The organism is Eggerthella sp. AM16-19 (genome assembly GCF_003474385.1).
Lineage (GTDB): Bacteria > Actinomycetota > Coriobacteriia > Coriobacteriales > Eggerthellaceae > Senegalimassilia.
The window spans coordinates 1-17738 of sequence record NZ_QUCY01000015.1 but is presented as its reverse complement, the minus strand read 5'-3'; the positions used below and the strand labels follow the sequence as shown (position 1 = coordinate 17738).

Below are 17738 nucleotides of genomic sequence, written 5' to 3'. Positions count from 1 at the left end.
ATTTTTTCCAACACCTTGTTGGGTAAACTACCATGAAAACCGAACGACACACATTCGCGACGCGCTCCTCGCGCCACCTTGCACTACCTGAGGAACAACGATGGGAAACGTATCCGCTGTCGACGTCGGAATCGACGTCGGCTCGACAACAACGAAGATCTGCGCGCTCGACGCGCGCTCGCGCAACCTGCTGCACACGTCGTACGAGCGGCACGGCGCGCGCCAGGCCGAAAGCGTCCGCGCGGCGCTCAACTCGCTCGCGCGGCTATTCCCGCGGGCCGGCATCAGGCTTGCGCTCACCGGCTCCGGCGCGGCGCCCATCGCCGACAAGCTCGGCGTGCCGTTCGTGCAGGAGGTCGTCGCCAACGCCTGCGCCGTCCAGGCGCTCTACCCGCGTACGCGCTGCGCTATCGAGCTTGGCGGCCAGGACGCCAAGATGATCTTCTTCCGCGCCAACGAAACCACCGGCGCGCTCGACGTTGCCGATATGCGCATGAACGGCAGCTGCGCGGGCGGCACGGGCGCGTTCATCGACGAAATCGCTTCAGTGCTCAACCTGCCCATCGAGCAGTTCGATGCCGCCGCCTGCCGCGGACGCACGGTCTACGACATCTCCGGTCGCTGCGGCGTATACGCCAAAACCGACATCCAGCCCCTGCTCAACCAGGGGGCATCCCGCGACGACCTGGCCTTGTCCGCCTTCCACGCCATCGCCAAGCAAACGCTCGGCGGCCTGGCGCAAGGCATCGACGTGTGCCCGCCCATCATCTTCGAAGGCGGCCCGCTCACGTTCAATCCCGCGCTGATAAGCGTTTTCAAGGAGCGACTCAACCTCGGCGACGACCAGGCCATCGTCCCCGAGCACCCTGAAACCATGGTCGCCCGCGGCGCCGCGCTATCGCTTTCCGGCATGTTCGCCGACACGCCCGCAACCATCGATCCCGCCGCAGCTGCGCAAACGCTCGCCGGCTTCACCAGCGCCGACGACGACCACGCTCCCGGCAGGCCCTTCTTCGAAACCGCCGCCGAGCGTAAGGCTTTCGAGCGGCGCAACCAGCTGCCCGAGGAACCGCACGGCCCCGAAAGCGACGCCGCGAAATCCCACGTACGCAATGGCCGCCTTCGCGTATGGCTCGGCATCGACTCGGGCAGCACCACCACCAAGCTGGCGCTCGTCGCCGACGACGACCAGCTCATCGACAGCTTCTACGCCAACAACGAAGGCGACCCGCTCGAGGTGGCGCGCGGCGCGCTCGTCAGCCTGCGCGACCGATACGCTGCCGCCGGCGTCACGCTCGACATCGCCGGCGTCGGCACCACCGGCTACGGCGAGCTGCTGTTCAACCGCGCGCTGCACGCCGATTACCATACCGTCGAAACGGTGGCGCACGCCCATGCCGCCACCCGCTACGAACCCCACGCCAGCTTCATCCTCGACATCGGCGGCCAGGACATGAAAGCCATCTGGCTTTCCGACGGCATCATCGGCAACATCGTGGTAAACGAAGCCTGCTCGAGCGGCTGCGGCTCGTTCCTCGAGAACTTCGCGCAAACGCTCGGCGTCCCCACACCCGAAATCGCCGACGCGGCGTTTACCAGCGAACAACCCGCCGTGCTCGGCAGCCGTTGCACCGTGTTCATGAACTCGAGCATCGTCAGCGAGCAGAAAAACGGCCGCACACCTGCGGATATCATGGCAGGCCTATGCCGCTCGATCATCGCGAACGTGTTCACGAAAGTCGTGCGCGTTCCCAACCTCGACAGCCTAGGCGAGCATATCGTGGTGCAAGGCGGCACGTTTCGCAACGACGCGGTACTCTGCGCCCTCGAGCAGCACATCGGCCGCCCCGTCACGCGTGCGCCCTACCCCGGGCTCATGGGCGCTATCGGCGTCGCGCTGCTCACGCGCGACCACATGGCAAAACAAGCATGCGAACAGGCAAAATGCGCAGAAGGCGAAGCCGGGTCCCGCACACCCGCCCCCGCCGGCGCGCCAAACCCGGCCCCTGCGCCCAGCACCTTCATCGGCCTTGATGCGCTCGACGCGTTCTCCTACCATCAGCGCACGAACGTCACCTGCCCGTTTTGTGCCAACCACTGCAACCGCACCGTTATCACGTTCGCCGACGGCGCCGCTTTCGTCACGGGGAACCGCTGCCCGCGCGGCCAGATTGTAGGCGACCCGAAAGACCCCGCCACGCGTTCAGCGCTCAAAACCGCCGATGGGCAGGCGAAGGTAGGCGAAAACCTCTTCGAAGCACGCCAGAAGCTCCTCTTCCAAGACTGGCCCATCGAGCAAGTCACGCCCGACCGCGGCGTCATCATCGGCATCCCGCGCGTTCTGGCGTTCTGGGACACCATGCCGTTCTGGAACGCGCTGCTGCGCTCGCTCGGGTTCGCCATCCGCCTCTCCCGTCCGTCCACGCGCGCCATGTTCGAAGAAGGACTGCCCCAGGTCGCATCCGACACCATCTGCTTCCCCGCGAAGCTGGTGCACGGCCACATCCACGAACTCGCACGCGCCGGCGTCGACCGCGTCTTCATGCCCATCATCACCACCGTGCCCAGCGAGAACACCGCATCCACCAGCATATCCATGTGCGCCGTGGTGAAGGGCTATCCCATGGTGGTGAAAAGCTCCGACGACCCCGCAAAGCACTGGGGCATCCCCTTCGACAGCCCGTTGTTCCACTGGTACTCCACCGAGGACCGCGATCGCCAGCTCGTGGATTACCTGGAGGGCACGTTCGGCATCCCCGCCGATCAGGCCCTACGTGCCATCAGGCAGGCGGACAAAGCCCAGCGCGCGTTCAAAGCACTGCTGACCGAGGCCGGCGCGCACGCCATCGAATCCGCTCGCAGCGCCGGAACCTACGCCATCGTGCTTGCCAGCCGCCCCTACCACAACGACCCGCTCGTCAACCACGATCTGCCCAAAATGCTCTCCGACATGGGGCATCCCGTGCTTCCGCCCGACGCCGTCCCCGGCATCGCCGACGTCGACCTGTCGGCAAGCCGCATCGACATCGTGAACAACTTCCACCAGCGCATGCTCGCCAGCGCCGTCATCGCCGCCGACTCCCCCGCGCTCGAGTACGTGCAGCTCGTCAGCTTCGGCTGCGGCCACGACGCCTACCTTTCCGACGAGATCTGCCGCCTCATGAAGGAACGCTCGGGCAAGCAGCCGCTTATCCTCAAGCTCGACGAATCCGACGTCGCCGGACCGCTGCGCATCCGCGTGCGCTCGTTCATCGAGACCGTCGACGAGCGCCGCGCGCGCCAAGCCGCCATCAAGCGCGCCGCCAGCGAAAACGCAACCGACTCCCCCAAGGGAAGCGCACTCGCCCGCCCTTCGGCAACCGCCAACCACCCGCTGCCCGACCCCTACCCCGTCAAGTACGTCAAGGCCGACCGGCGCATCAAGACCATCCTCGTGCCTAACACCTCGCACGCGTTCTCCCTGCTCATGTCGGCATCGTTCGCACGTCAGGGCGCGCAGGCCGTCTCGCTTGACATCGGTCGGGAACGAGCCATCGAGCTGGGAAAACGCTACGTTCATAACGACATCTGCTTCCCAGCTCAAATGACCATCGGCGAAGCCCTCGCCGCGCTCGACAGCGGAAAATGGGACCCGCATACCGTCGCCATCGGCACCGGCAAATACATCGGCGACTGCCGTCTGACGCACTACGCGGCGCTTTTGCGCAAAGCGCTCGACGACGCCGGCTACGGCTACGTCCCCATCATCACCAACGATGACAAGGACGCCCACAACATGCACCCGGGTTTCAAGATGTCGCTCGGCAGCGCCATCCGCGTCGCGTTCGGCCTGCCCATGATCGACGCACTCGAGGACCTGCTGCGCAAGATGCGCCCCTACGAGCTCGAGCCCGGCAGCGCCGAAAAGGCGTTCGATCAAGCCATCGAGTGCGTCACGACGGGCATACGGGAACGCGGCGTGCGCGGCGCCGTCAACGGCTTCAAGCAGGCAATCGCCATCATGGGGACCGTTCGCTACGACCGCTCGAACCCGCGCCCGCAGGTGCTCATCGTGGGCGAATACCTTCTGAACTTCCACCCCGGCGCCAACCACGACATCGAAGACTATCTCGAGTCGAACGGCCTGGAAATCATCGAGGCGCGCATGACCGATGTCATCCGCAAAACCTACTTCTACCAAGATGCTCAGGCGCGCGAATTCCACGTCTCGCAGCCCCTCGCAACCAAAGCGTTCAACCGCGTGGCGAACCGGCTGTTCGAGACCGCGCACAACGTCTGCGACGGCATTGCGAAGGCTCACCCGCTCTACGAGCCTGCATGCCGCATGCCCGAGCTCGTGCGCGAAAGCGACCCCATCATCCACCACACGTTCGACGCCGGCGAAGGCGTGCTCATCCCCGCCGAGGTCCTGCACCACGCGGCACGCGGCTGCCGCGCGTTCGTCATCCTGCAGCCGTTCGGCTGCTTGCCGAACCATGTGGTCGGACGAGGCATCGTCAAGCAGCTCAAGGAGCGCTACCCCGATGCGAACATCCTGCCGCTCGACTACGACCCCGATGTCAGCTTCGCCAACATCGAGAACCGCCTGCAAATGCTCATCATGAACGCGAAGGCGCAGCACCAGCCCGCGCAAAGCACCGAGAGTACCAGCACCGAACACCAGGGGTAGCCATGGCACGACCGAGGAAAAGCGAACGCGACGCCGCCGGCATCCGTCTCGCCAACGCATTCTGGACCCTGCTCGAGCATCATCGACTCGCCAACATCACCGTCGGCATGGTCGCCGAACAGGCCGAGCTCAACCGCGGCACGTTCTACTACCATTTCAAAAGCATGGACGACCTTGTCGACCGCGTCATCGAAGACGAGATCCTTGGCAACGAATCGGTCATGCAAAACGTGTTCGGCCTAATAGCCGGGTCATCAACCGTCGATAGCCTCGAGACGCTCATCAACCGGAAAACGGACAGATTCGCGCTGCTCATCAACCAAGGCGGCATGGACTTGTTTTCCGTCAAGATCAAGCGCCTCGTGTTCGCCACCTGGAAAGCAATCCTGTGCGACGACGGCGAAGAGCTCGCGCCGAACACGCGATTGATCATCGAATACAGCACCAGCGGCATCATCGGGATCATCACCTACGGAGCCCGGCACGAAACCGAGAGCACGTCCCCCGAGTTCTTCCTGTCGTTCGTGAAGAACAACTCGGAATTCCTTGTGAGCCAGATCGGCATCGCCCAGGGAATCCCCCGCGACGCCGTGCTCGAGCGGGTCCGCGCCACGCTGCGCATCGCCGGCATGAACGACCGATAGCCAAAACCCGCCCAAAAAACATGCCCGACGCGCACCAAGCACGTCGGGCATGTTGGCCCATAGGCGATCTGAAGCCCCCGAGCGCTTCGCGCCCGGTCACGGGCACATCGTCACCCGCGGAAACCCGCCAGACACGGGTACATCGACATCGTCTGAAAACGGTTCGCCATCACTTCATCGCCGTAATGCGCAGCGAAGAGGTGCTGCACGGCGCCGACGGGCTCGACGCCGGCCAAGCGGTTCATCCAGCAATCGAACGCCGCGAACGTCACAACCGTATCCACCAGGAAAAACGCCAGCAATCCCCATGCCAACGGCGCACGCCATGCATTGGGGACCGTATCGGCTGCGCGCTGCATCACCGGCAACGCCAGCTTCACCCACGCCACGCCGGCAGCTCCCCACACAAGCGCGATACCCAAACACGTATGCCCGCCCAGATTGAACGGTTGCGAAGAATAATCCCAGGCCACAATGCCGAACGCGTTCTCCCAGAACCATCCGGCGAGCCACTCGAACGCAGCCCCGATGACAGCCGCCACACCGAACAGCACGCCGCCGCGCGCATCCGACAGGCGAGCGAGCGCCAACGTCATCAGAACGCCGCCGACGCCGTAAATCGGGCTGAAAGGCCCCCACAAAAACCCGGCGCGGCTCTCCCATCGGCCATCAACGAAATAGCTGACCACCGTCTCACCGATCAGCCCCAGCACACTGCACACCGCGAAAATCCACACCAGATGATACAGGTCCAGCTTGATCGCCTCGGATTTCGCGGCGTCGCATAAAGCCGCATCGTCGGCTGCCCTAAGCGAAGCGCCGGCGCCATCGGGGATATTGACCGCAGCGGCCGTCCCCTGCATCAGCACGCGATCGCGGTCGGCCGACCGCGATGAACCATAACGAAGCATGTCGCCCTCTTCCCCTTTCTTTTCCCCAACTGGCCATTATGGCACACCTCGGCAGGCCCGCCCAAGGTGCAAACCACCGGTAAACAACCCGTCATCTTCGAAAGAGCCGCCGCTCACCAAGTCGCAAGCGGTCCTGCGACCTGCCGCCAAACCCGCCCCAAAACGCCCGGCTGCCGCCGCATCGTTGACTTCGCCCAAAAGCAAACCCACTATATAGCTAGATTTAGTTCGCAAACCGCAACCGCACACGCCAAAGGGGGCTTCATGCGTTACATCAACTGCCTGAATAACATCTCCGCCAAGGGAACCGACCTGCTCGGATCCGACTACCAGCTTACCGACGACATCGCGCAAGCTTCCGGCGTGCTCGTGCGCAGCGCCGCCATGCACGACATGGACCTGCCCGAAGACCTGCTCGCCGTCGCCCGCGCCGGCGCTGGCGTGAACAACATCCCGCTCGACAAGTGCGCCGAAGCCGGTATCGTCGTGTTCAACACCCCCGGCGCCAACGCGAACGCCGTGAAGGAGCTCGTCCTGTGCGGCATGCTGCTGGCAAGCCGCGGCATCCTGCCCGGCGCCGCCTGGTGCCGCGAGCACGCCGACTCCCCCACCATCGGCAAGGACGCCGAGAAGGCGAAGAAGGCCTTTGCCGGCAAGGAGATCTCCGGCAAGACGCTCGGCGTCATCGGTCTGGGCGCCATCGGCGCGCTGGTGGCCAACGCCGCCATCGATCTGGGCATGAACGTGCTCGGCTACGACCCTTACGTTTCCGCCGAGGCCGCCTGGCGCCTGTCCCCCTCCGTCGAGCACGTCACCAACCTCGACGATGTCTTGCATCGCAGCGACTACGTCACCATCCACGTGCCCGCCATGGATTCCACGCGCGGCATGATCGGCGCGCATGAACTCGAGGTCGCCAAGCCCGGCTGCTCCGTCATGAACTTCAGCCGCGACACCCTGGTCGACAACGCCGCCATGGCCGAGGCCCTCGAGGCCGGCCGCGTGGCAACCTACGTCACCGACTTCGCAACGCCCGAGGTCATGGCTATGCAAAACACCATCGTGCTGCCGCACCTCGGCGCCAGCACCGCCGAGGCCGAGGACAACTGCGCCATCATGGCAACGTTGCAGATGAAGGATTACCTGGAGAACGGCAACATCAAGAACTCGGTGAACTACCCCGCCTGCGACATGGGCCCCGCTCCCGCGCAGGGTGGCCGCGTCGTCGTGCTCCACGCCAACGTGCCCGACATGCTCAGCCAGATCACCGGCGTGTTCGGCGAAATCGGGGCGAACATCGACAACCTCACGAACAAGGCCCGCGGCAACGCCGCCTACACCATGCTCGACCTCAACGCCCCCGCAACCGACGAGCTTGTCGCCAAACTCACGGCCATCGAGGGCGTCCACCGCGTCCGCATCGTGAAATAGCGAACGCAACATCCCCAGCATCTCGCAAAAGGGACCGACTCGCACGATGCGGAGTCGGTCCCTTTCTCTTCGCAGCAGGCCAAGCTGCCCTACGTTCCCGCACAAGCAACCCGCCGAAGCGCCCGAAGACGCCCAAGCTGCGGAACCCGGCTCAACCGCTCCCCCGCTGCAGCCTTTCTCTTTGAAATCCCAGGTAAACCGTTATTTAGACAACTTATTCGCTGGTCTCTATCGTGCCCCCGCCCACAACGGCGTCGCCATCGTAGAGCACCAGCGACTGCCCCGCCGCCGGACGAGCAACCGCCTCATCGAAGAGAACCACCAGCTGGTCGCCCTCCATAACCGCCTCGGCAGCCTGCGCTCGTTGGCGGTAATGGGTTTTCGCCGTAACGCGCATCGGCTTGTCAAGCTCGGCCACCGAGATCAGGTTGACATCCCCGGCGCGCACCTCGCGCACGCCCAACTCGCTGCGCGGGCCTACCACCAACACGTTCTTGCCGGCATCTTTGCCCACCACATACAACGGCTCGGGCGCACCAACGCCGATGCCCTTCCGCTGCCCAATCGTGTAGTGGACCAATCCGGTGTGCCGCCCAAGCACCTTGCCGCTAACGTCGACGATATTCCCAGGCTCGAACGCCGCAGGGACCGCCCGCTCCTTCCCGTCGCCACGCGCGGCATCTCCCCCGAACCCCATATACCGGGCAATGAACGACGCATAATCGCCATCGGGCACGAAGCAGATGTCCTGACTTTCCGCCTTATGCGCATTTCCGAACGAATGCTTCTCCGCCAGCTCTCTCACCTGCGGCTTCGTCAATTCTCCCAAGGGAAACAGCATATGCGCCAGGTCATCTTGCGTCAGATGGTACAGCACATAGCTCTGGTCTTTCGCCTCATCCAATCCACGACGAAGTTCGAAGCGACCCGTTCGCTCGTTGAACGCCCGGCGTGCATAATGGCCGGTAGCCACATAGTCGAAGCCAAGCTGCGCGCGGCGGCGCTGCAAAGCGGCGAACTTCAAGTACCTGTTGCAGTCGATGCACGGGTTCGGCGTGCGGCCGTGCAGGTACGCATCGCAGAACCGATCGATCACCTCGCAGCCGAACGTTCCCGTGAAGTTGAACGTGAAGTGCTCAAGCCCCAACCCGAACGCCACCTGACGGGCGTCCTCCACATCGCTTTGGCTGCAGCAGGTGCTCTCGCCCACCACACATGCGCCTCCGGCGCCGGCAACCTCGTTGTCGAACAGCTTCATGGTGACGCCCGTTGCATCATAACCCGCGTCGCGAAGCAGCAGCGCCGCCACCGAGCTGTCGACCCCGCCGCTCATCGCAACCAGTACACGCTCTTGCTTCTCACCATCCACCTGGGACTACTCCTTCAGACAACCTACCGTCGTACCACCATCGAAGCGCATATCGCGCTCATCGACGACCCCGTTCGCAAACACATGTCGACCTGCGTTTAGCGCCGCCCTGAACCGTCTTCACGCGAGCATCTAAGCCCACGAGCGCATCGAAGCCCTTCGAGAGATCTTCGCGAAACCCACGATTCTAAACAGTTCGAACACCCCAGCCTTGCCATCAAGCTAGATATAATCCGCGAACTTGACCGCAGGCCACACGGCGTTCGGGTCGCATTCCTCACGATCGATGCGCAGGCAATCATGGCAACACCCCTCGCGGCAGCGCATCTGCCGCGCCTCGTCGATCAAAGCGCGGAACAGCGGCGCCATATGACCGCCGTCCTCCACAAAGTACTCGGGATGCCACTGCACACCCATAAGGAAGCGGCAATCCTTCGCCTCCACGCCTTCCACTAGACCATCGGGCCCGTAGGCAGCCGCCGCCAAATTGGGAGGCAGCGCACGAACGCCCTGATGATGCATGGAGTTCACCGCAGCGGAATCGCAGCCCAGAATCTCGCCGAGCTTGCTTGAGCGCATGATCGAGACCGTATGGGTGGGATGCCCGTATTCCTTGGTTTGCCAATGGTTCACGCGCGCGCCCGATTTCGTCTGCACGCCCTCTGCCGGCACAGGGATATCGTCGGCGGCGCACATGCCGTCGAACTGCTCTTCCAGGTCCAGATACAACGTGCCCCCGAAGAACACGTTGATCATCTGCATGCCGCGGCAGATGCCCAGAAGCGGATAATCGAACTGGTACGCATAGCTGAGCAGCAGATACTCCACTTCCTCGCGCTCGGGCGTCAGCTCGGATAGCTTGCCATAGGTGATATCGCCGCCGTAGCGCACGGGGCTGATATCCTGGCCGCCCGACAGCACGAACCCATCGATGCGCGGCAGCAGCGACTCGTACACGCTAACATCGCTCGTAAACGGGACAATCAGCGGCGCCCCTCCCGCAGCGACGACGGCCTGCGCATAATGGTTGTTCATACGAAGAATGCCCTCGTTCGGGTCGTACGTCGGCACGATGCCGATGACCGGCCGCGATGCACCCATCGCTTTCGTGGCAATTTCCTCGATGCTGACGGGACGCTGCACGCTTTCCATAGCGCCCCCTACAAAGTGCCGAAGATGCGATCACCCGCATCACCCAAACCGGGAAGGATATATGCCTGGTCGTTTAGCCCGTCGTCCAGCGCGCACGTCCAGATGCGGACGCCCGAATCCTCCTGCAAAACGGCGCGAACACCCTCGGGGGCGGCCACCAGCACCAGGAATCGGATATCGCGAACGCCTTGCTCTCGCAGATAATGAATAGCCGAAAGCGCGCTGCCGCCGGTGGCCAACATGGGGTCGATCAAAAACACCGTCCTGTCGGCAATGCCCCTTGGCATCTTCGCGTAATATTCGTGCGGCTGATGCGTCTGCTCGTCGCGTTCCATGCCAAGCACCCCCACCGCAGCAGAGGGTATGGCAGAGAGAACCCCGTCAAGCATTCCCATGCCCGCGCGAAGGATGGGCACCACGGCAAGCTTCTCGCCCGCAATCCGTTTTCCCACCGTGCGCTGCAAAGGCGTCTCCACCTCAACGAGCTCCGTCGCCAAATCACGCGAAGCCTCGTACACTTCCAGCATGGCCACTTCATGCACCAGCTGGCGGAACTGGGAGGGAGCCGTTGACCCATCGCGCATGATCGACATCTTATGCGCGATAAGGGGATGCTCGAGCACATTCAGGCGCTCATCGGCTAATCGCATCTCTTCCATCCCAAGGCTCCTCTCAAACTCCAGCGATCTTTGACTGCATATCATACGCTAAAGCCCGACCCCCGAGCACCGTCAACCGGCGTTCGGCCATCAAACTGTAACAAATTTTTCCCACTCGGAAACAAGTCGCAACAATTTTGCGGTTAGCTATATCTATCAATCAGAAAACACCAGGCGAGAAGCTAGTTTTATCGAAGCTTTGCGTCAACTTCGATTGCGTAACAACCACCAACGCGTAACCGAATCAAGCCCTTTTGCCCGTTTTCATAACAAAACAATGTGGACAGCCAAGTGTTTCTTGTTATAGACTGTGCAAGTAACAAGCGTGGACACCTATGCGCCAACATAGCTCCCGCTTGCATCGACAACAGAAAAAAGAACCCCCTAGCGCCAACTAGGGGGTTGCCTAAGTGATCAAGTATCGACCACTCACTCACAGGTGATATTTTACCACTTAGAACATGCGCTCACAAGGCGTTCTTGTTTTTGCACTCTTTTTTTCATTGTCGAAAACGGAATACATTCGACTAGAAAGCGACCGCGTTTCCGCAGGTCGCGAAGGGTGCAGTATGCCTCAACCACCAGTAGGCGCGACGGTCTCCCACGTGCAGGAAAGCGAGTGGGAAATCTTCCGCACGCTTATCACGCACGACGACCGCAACAGCTACTATGTGGTCTCATCGGACGCCAGCGGGTCCTGGGAGGACACCGCGGTGAAAAGCGAATCTCTGTCGGCAATCGGCTTCAACACGAAGTCGGCCTACTACATGACCCACAACGGGTTCACTTCGGCATGCCGAAAATCAGAGCAAGTCAGGCAACTGAACACGCTGTTCTTCGACCTCGATTGCCATGATCGGGACCTTCAGAAAACCCGCGCTATTGTGCGCCAAACGCTCGACACACTCAAGCAAGCTGTTGGGGACGAAACCCTTCCCCAACCCACTATGACCATCGACACCGGTCGAGGCGTGCAGCTCTTCTATGTTCTCACCCGGTCCATTCCGTATCGAGTAAGGGCAAACGGCCAGGTCAACATCAAATCGGTGAAGTTTTTCGAAAACGTGCAGAAGCGCATGGCTTCGTTGCTCGATTCCGTTGTCTCCTCCATTAGGGGCATTTCGGTCGATCGTGCAACGTTCGATGTGTCGCGTGTATCACGCATCCCTGGAACTTTTAACGCCAAAGCAGGGCGTTACGCTTCGCTTTGTGATTATTCCTTTGATGCGCTATATAGCCTGTCGAAACTTTCCGAGCTCATCCCGGCACGCACCGAACAACCCAGCTACAAAACCGATCTCAAACGCGTTTTCAAGAAGACTTCTTCTATCATCAACTATCAGCCTCTTCTGAAAAGCCGGCTTGCCAAGATCATCGAGCTCCAAAAGCTTCGCAATTTCAATTGCGAAGGAAATCGAGAGCTCATGTCGTTCGTGTTCTATAACACGGCTGTTCAGGTGTATCCGCACGAGGTAGCACAACAAAAGCTGAGCTCCTTTAACAACAACTTTATAAATCCGCTTAACGTAAGCGAGCTCAACGGAATTACCAAGTCGGTCGACTCCGTAATCAACATACGTGGGGAACAGGGCTATTACCTCATCGGCGCTAACCGCCTTCGAGAGCTTCTCGCCATGACATTGAAGGAAGAGGTGGCTATCAACTTCTTCGAATCGAAGCGATCTGTTCTGAGAAAAGAAGCAAAACGCATCACCAAAGAGAAAAGAGACCAAAGGAATGCCCGTATCGTCACCCTGTATCGCCAAGGTTCACATACGTATGCTTCAATAGCAAAACAAGTCTTGTGTTCGGTTAGAACTGTAGCTACGGTTATCGGCTCATATAAGCGGAACCAACATCAGCGTGTTCTGGTGAACTTAAATCGTTATAACAAGAAAGTACTCGATACATGCAATTTTTTGTCATACGAGTTTAAGGAGTGCTTGTTACTTCAATCTCCTAGGTTCTTTGTTACTTCTAACTACTGTTCCTCTTTGACAGAAACCCTCCCTGCAAGTGTTTCTGTCACTTTGGCATGGGAGAGTTTCTGTCTCACTATTCGTCGATTTATCTACAATCAGCGGCTAGTCCAGTGATTTCTCAATCGATCGTACCAGGGCTTTGATTTCTCCTAACAGCTTGAAATCTGCTTCGCCTTCTGCGATTTCAGCATGCCTGAGCGCATTCCTTGCAGTTTTCAGGTAGCCGTTCACATCTTTTGGTGCTTTAGGATTTCGTACGACCTTTTCATGAGCTTTGGTTTGCGTTGCTGCAACCAGAGCTTCGATCGGTTGTTCTTGTTTGGAAGCTTTCGCTGCTTCGATGAGTGTTGAAATCTCATCAGCAGTCAATTGCTCCGTGTGCACCGCATTGATGACGCTTTCTTGCTGCATGCTTGAAAGTTTCGACAAAGCTTCTGCTTGGGATTGCGTGATGCTTCCTGCATCAAGAAGATCATTGCCCTCTTTTGACAGGTTTCTTGCTATGTTCAGCAACACCTGTGCAGTTCGTTCAGACACCCCAAAGTGCTCCGCGAGGTAGGTTTTCGTGTTCACGCCCTTTAGCGACGGATCGTCTTTGCGCCATTCCACCAGCTTGTCTGCCAGCACTCTGAAGCCCTGTGCGCGTTCCGACGGTTTGATGTTTCGCTGACCGATATTGCTCGAGTGCATGATGAAATTGGCCTGTTCATCGGAAACAGCGCCAAGCTTATGGCACCTGCCAGGGACCATGCGCCATGCATCGCCGTATTTCTCTGCGAGCAGCTTGCATGCGCGCCAACGACGCTCGCCGTCGATAATCTGGATGCCGTCTTCGGTCTCGCGCAGGATCAGCGGCTCGACTTCCTTGCTGTTCCAGATTAGGCCAGCAAGGTTGTTCACATCCTCGTCCGTGATGGTGTAGCTGTTGTTGGGGTTCGGCTTAAGGTTATCGATGTCGAACCAGTCAAAACCCATTTCAGCCAGCAGCGTATTTCGACGATTGCTGTTTGCCATCTTGTCGGTGATGGCACCTTCCTGGTTGTCCCTGGCCTCGAACGCCGCGAGGCGCATTTGCTCATCGGTGAGCTTCTCGTAACGCGGCGTCACGTTGGCGATTGCTCCTCCGTTGTTCTTGAGTGCGGCCTGAAGCTTATTCCTAGGCATTCATTTCCTCGATTTCCTGGGCCAACAGTCGATACGAGATCGCAGGCTTGCTATTGGGGTCGTATTTGATTAGGGGTTCCATTGCCAAGCTTGCTTCCGGAACCACGGTGCTCTTCTCGATCTTCGTGTTGAAATACTCTGCGTTCGGAATGGCTTCCTTCATCATCTGGCAGCCATATTTGTATGCAGAGGTATTGCGCTCGATCATCGTCTGCAGAATCTTCCAGTGCTGTGGAAGGCGACGACGCTCCCTTGCTGTACGGTTGATCGTGTCGATCGTCTGCGAAAGACCTGCGATTGCATAGCCATCAACCTTAATCGGGATAATGATGTGCGATGCGTTGTTTCCGGCTTCAAGAGCAACGATGGCGTTCGTGGTCGTCATATCCAAGCGCGGACCGCAGTCGATGATGATGTAATCGAATTTACGCTCCCCGCTCCTGGCGGTTTCGTCAATGAGGTCCTCGATAGCGTATAGCAGGCGCGTGTCCACGCCACCGGCAATCTCAGCTTTTAGGCGCGTGTCCGCATCTGCGAATCGAAAGTTCGAAGGCACGCAAAACACGTTTTCGTAGTCGGTGGTGCGCATAACCTCACTTAGCGACATACGCGGAGAGCTTGGTGTTGCCTGATACAGGACGTCGGCGATGCAGGCTTCTTCGGAGCGGGGGTCGTATACGCCTAGGCTCTGGCTGACATTGCCCTGGCCGTCCATGTCAATGACCAGAACCTTGTAGCCGAGCTCCGAAAGGCAAACCGCAAGGCAGGTGCTCGTGGTTGTTTTCGCGACGCCGCCCTTATAGCTCATGATGGAGATGATAGTGGGCTTGTCGGCGGATTGAGTTAGCTGGCCATTGAGCAAAAGGTCAGCGAGTTGCGACTTGTTCAGTCCGCGGCGCTCCGCTTCCTTCTCTAATTCTTCTACGGTTTCTCTTCCCAACGACAAGGATTGCTGCTGCTTTTCCCCGCCGCGCACCTTCGCCCTACTGGCCATTTGCGCTCCTGTCTGACATATAACACGAACATATGTACGATATGATTTGAGGACTGTGCAGGAACTGCACACGAGTAATTTTACCTGCTATTTAAGCTATATTCAAGCATTTATAACATGTATTAAGCTGAATTTCACAATTATTTGTTATATCCATTGCTGAACATTAACCTCGGTTTAATTCCATTCGATACATAATCCTAGGCTTGATTTTCTTACTGTGCAGTTTCTGCACAGTAAGAAAATCAAGCCCGCCAAGCCCGCCAAGTATTAACTCTTCACTGAATCTGATACTTAAATACTGAATGATGTAATTACCCTTGGCACATTTCAGATTCATCAACGATCCGACAATATATCGCTCGGTGCGAAGTTCTCGCGATTACGGTGTATTGTGCTGCGCTAGAGAATACAAATAGTCAAATGAGCTGCTTGAGGGCTGAATGTATCATCATAAGGTGTTTCTTTTGATAATAGAATATTGGTAGCTAAGTTTCGAACAGGGAGTAACATGTCACTCAGAACATGCATTTTAATCTATGAATATCAGGATACAGACCGAGGATTCTGAAGAATAATTCAATTCATAAGGATTCAGATTCCGACAAGAAGATTCACCTCTGCGAATCTCAGGCTCAAATTTGAAGCGGTAAATCAATTAGAGGTAATCAAAGAGCAGCGAATTGATTCGTAGATTTCAGACTAATGCAATATGTAGTTGATGTAATTGATTATGAGAGGAAATTTACTCAATACTGATTTCTGAAAGCACAGCGAATGCATGATGATATGTGAAGGAACATGTGCTTCTGCTAAATAATTCGAATTGCAGAATCAATTACTTACTGTTTAAACATCAAACAATTCTGTGGCTATTGCCCAGACAGCTCATTCTTGAACCTGGCCGGGGTTCATATATCAGCTCAAAGAGAAACTCTGCTTTCAACTAAGAAATGTTTTCAGGACTTGTCACGCTTGAGAGCAATCACGAGTCACCGCCAACAGTTCCAGAATTAATAATTGAAATCCCCAATCATCATTCATTCAGACAGATTCAATTAAGATATGACAGTTGAAACATACGAGATCTGTTGAGGTAAGTATCATCATGCCACAGAGTTACATAAAACTACAGTGCATACCCGGTGGCAAGATACACGATTCCCTGATCTCAATTTGGATCAATCACGTCACGCTTCTATGTAATTACCTGTTGCTGGTCCAATCATTGTTCTGATATATCATCCGCTTTCATGGTTGTGTCCACTTGCATCTAGTCGAAACGCAGTTGTTCCAACGACATTCGTTTCAAGGATTGAGTCTATTCTTGCTACTGATGCGAAACCAAAATGTACTGTGCAGAAACTGCACAGTACATTTTGGCTTTGAAAGTTATGGATTGCAATCAACTGGAATGAGCGGCGTTCTCAAACTGTGTCAGGATTTGGCGTTGATTAGTACGTAGGGGAAACCCGAAGATGTTTTTAGGACATCGAAAGGCGTCGCAATATGTGCAGCATGATTCCAAAAAACTAGAGCTACATAATATTGAAACCAATGGAAGCGACTGAGTCGTGCGGCAATGCTGCAAAGTCGCGACAGGTCAAAAAGAACTTGATGGCCAGTGCGTGAGTCGTGTTGCTTTAACAATAGAATATGACAGTAGCATTCCAGATACACAGAATACAATTCCGGTCGCTGGTGAGACTGAGAAGGAATCGCCACACGTTGAGCAAGGAGTTTGAGTGTATCACCATCGTCGAACCGGGCCACCAAACCACGAATATCTTCTAGAATCAAAGCCGTTACCTCAAGGAGGTATTCTGGGAAAAGAATTTCAACTCTGATGAAGGTGTTTGCTGCTAGAAGTTCAATCAGCGTTCAAGTAAGCAATAGTCGATCCTTGCAGAACGGTAGGTTGAAACAAACTCCCCAAAACAAAATGGCTAATAAGGTATAGATCAACCCATTAACATCATCATTGTTCAGGCGCAAACAGGTTCTAATAGAGAAACAAGGTATGCCATTATGAACCAGATAACGATTTCTACGAACTTAGATAGAAAAGCCAAAATGCATGGATCGTTGGCTTGTGCCTCGCCGTGGAGAGTCGAACCTTGCATGGCGTGCTAATTCCAATGTTCTGACCTTCACGACAATTAATGAGAGAATGGATTTATACAAAGGCCGTTAGCAAGAAGGACATTCAAGAGGGGATTGCGCAGCTGCTACCTCCTGGTCATCTCAAGACATTGTCGAAGGCCTATAGGAAGCAATGTTGCGAAACCTCCAATGGCGAAAATTGACCTGATAGCAATCTGCTGATATCTGGCAATCAAGTTGATGGGCCTAGGCTATGGAGCATCAAGCCATGTTAGTGCAGCGCTCAATGACCCCTTGTGAATCAAATGGCACAATCTTGTGAACCTTCAATCATGTTCAACGATCAAGTAAGGTGAAGCTTGCGGCGGCTATCCAATAGACGGCAATCAACCCATGCAGGCAACATGTTTACCAAAAGAACAATTCAGAATAGGTAATATCAGAAAGAAGCTTCGATCAAACATCAATCTCTACCAGAAAGAGGTCGATAGAGTAGATGTGTAGGAACTGTGGAGTGTCAAGGAATTGAAAAATCACCCATTGCGCAGCCTCCGGATTATGCGTAATATACATCCCCACCCTGAGGCAAGGGCGCACCGGAACGGGAGGCTGAGCCGACCGGCCGAGGGCTGGAAAGGGACTTCGAAAAAAGTCCTTGAC

At 57.2% G+C, this 17738-nt stretch carries 10 protein-coding genes; 4 read left to right on the top strand and 6 right to left on the bottom strand.

The window, feature by feature from the left end:
- Positions 1–100 precede the first annotated feature (100 nt).
- Together DW178_RS07010 and DW178_RS07005 are read left to right on the top strand one after the other, a co-directional pair.
- On the top strand, positions 101–4669 hold the full coding sequence (locus DW178_RS07010; protein ID WP_118350295.1) for an acyl-CoA dehydratase activase: 4569 nt from the start codon (positions 101–103) through the stop codon (positions 4667–4669).
- Between the two features lie 2 nt (positions 4670–4671).
- Positions 4672–5313: a TetR/AcrR family transcriptional regulator gene (locus DW178_RS07005; RefSeq protein WP_118350294.1), complete on the top strand. Its 642-nt coding sequence runs from the start codon at positions 4672–4674 to the stop codon at positions 5311–5313.
- Positions 5314–5423: 110 nt separating this feature from the next.
- Here DW178_RS07005 and DW178_RS07000 read toward each other — a convergent pair whose 3' ends face one another.
- A complete protein-coding gene (locus tag DW178_RS07000; protein ID WP_118350293.1) occupies positions 5424–6224 on the bottom strand; it encodes a putative ABC transporter permease in 801 nt (266 codons plus the stop codon).
- Positions 6225–6488: 264 nt separating this feature from the next.
- Between DW178_RS07000 and DW178_RS06995 the strand changes: the two genes are divergently transcribed.
- Positions 6489–7655 carry a 3-phosphoglycerate dehydrogenase family protein gene (locus tag DW178_RS06995; protein ID WP_118350292.1) on the top strand — a complete coding sequence of 389 codons (1167 nt, stop codon included), beginning with the start codon at positions 6489–6491 and terminating at the stop codon, positions 7653–7655.
- A 214-nt stretch (positions 7656–7869) separates the two neighbouring features.
- Here DW178_RS06995 and mnmA read toward each other — a convergent pair whose 3' ends face one another.
- The 3 genes from mnmA to upp form a co-directional block, all read right to left on the bottom strand.
- Positions 7870–9024, bottom strand: a complete 1155-nt coding sequence (gene mnmA / locus DW178_RS06990; protein WP_286168564.1) for a tRNA 2-thiouridine(34) synthase MnmA — start codon at positions 9022–9024, stop codon at positions 7870–7872.
- A gap of 222 nt (positions 9025–9246) precedes the next feature.
- Positions 9247–10176 carry a gamma-glutamyl-gamma-aminobutyrate hydrolase family protein gene (locus DW178_RS06985; protein WP_118350291.1) on the bottom strand — a complete coding sequence of 310 codons (930 nt, stop codon included), beginning with the start codon at positions 10174–10176 and terminating at the stop codon, positions 9247–9249.
- 8 nt (positions 10177–10184) lie between these two features.
- Positions 10185–10835 (bottom strand): uracil phosphoribosyltransferase, encoded by a 651-nt coding sequence (gene upp, locus DW178_RS06980; protein ID WP_502695384.1) that lies wholly within the window; start codon positions 10833–10835, stop codon positions 10185–10187.
- Between the two features lie 569 nt (positions 10836–11404).
- Between upp and DW178_RS06975 the strand changes: the two genes are divergently transcribed.
- The gene (locus DW178_RS06975; RefSeq protein WP_118350290.1) at positions 11405–12931 is read left to right on the top strand and encodes a hypothetical protein; all 1527 of its coding nucleotides are present in this window, start codon (positions 11405–11407) and stop codon (positions 12929–12931) included.
- On the opposite strand, the gene DW178_RS06970 is transcribed toward DW178_RS06975, so the two are convergent.
- Complete coding sequence (locus DW178_RS06970) at positions 12920–13981, bottom strand: ParB/RepB/Spo0J family partition protein (RefSeq protein WP_118350289.1); 1062 nt, start codon at positions 13979–13981, stop codon at positions 12920–12922. The two genes, DW178_RS06975 and DW178_RS06970, sit on opposite strands and share 12 nt — an antisense overlap.
- Positions 13974–14975: a ParA family protein gene (locus DW178_RS06965; protein WP_042436629.1), complete on the bottom strand. Its 1002-nt coding sequence runs from the start codon at positions 14973–14975 to the stop codon at positions 13974–13976. Before DW178_RS06965 ends, DW178_RS06970 begins: the two co-directional genes overlap by 8 nt.
- Positions 14976–17738 lie beyond the last annotated feature (2763 nt).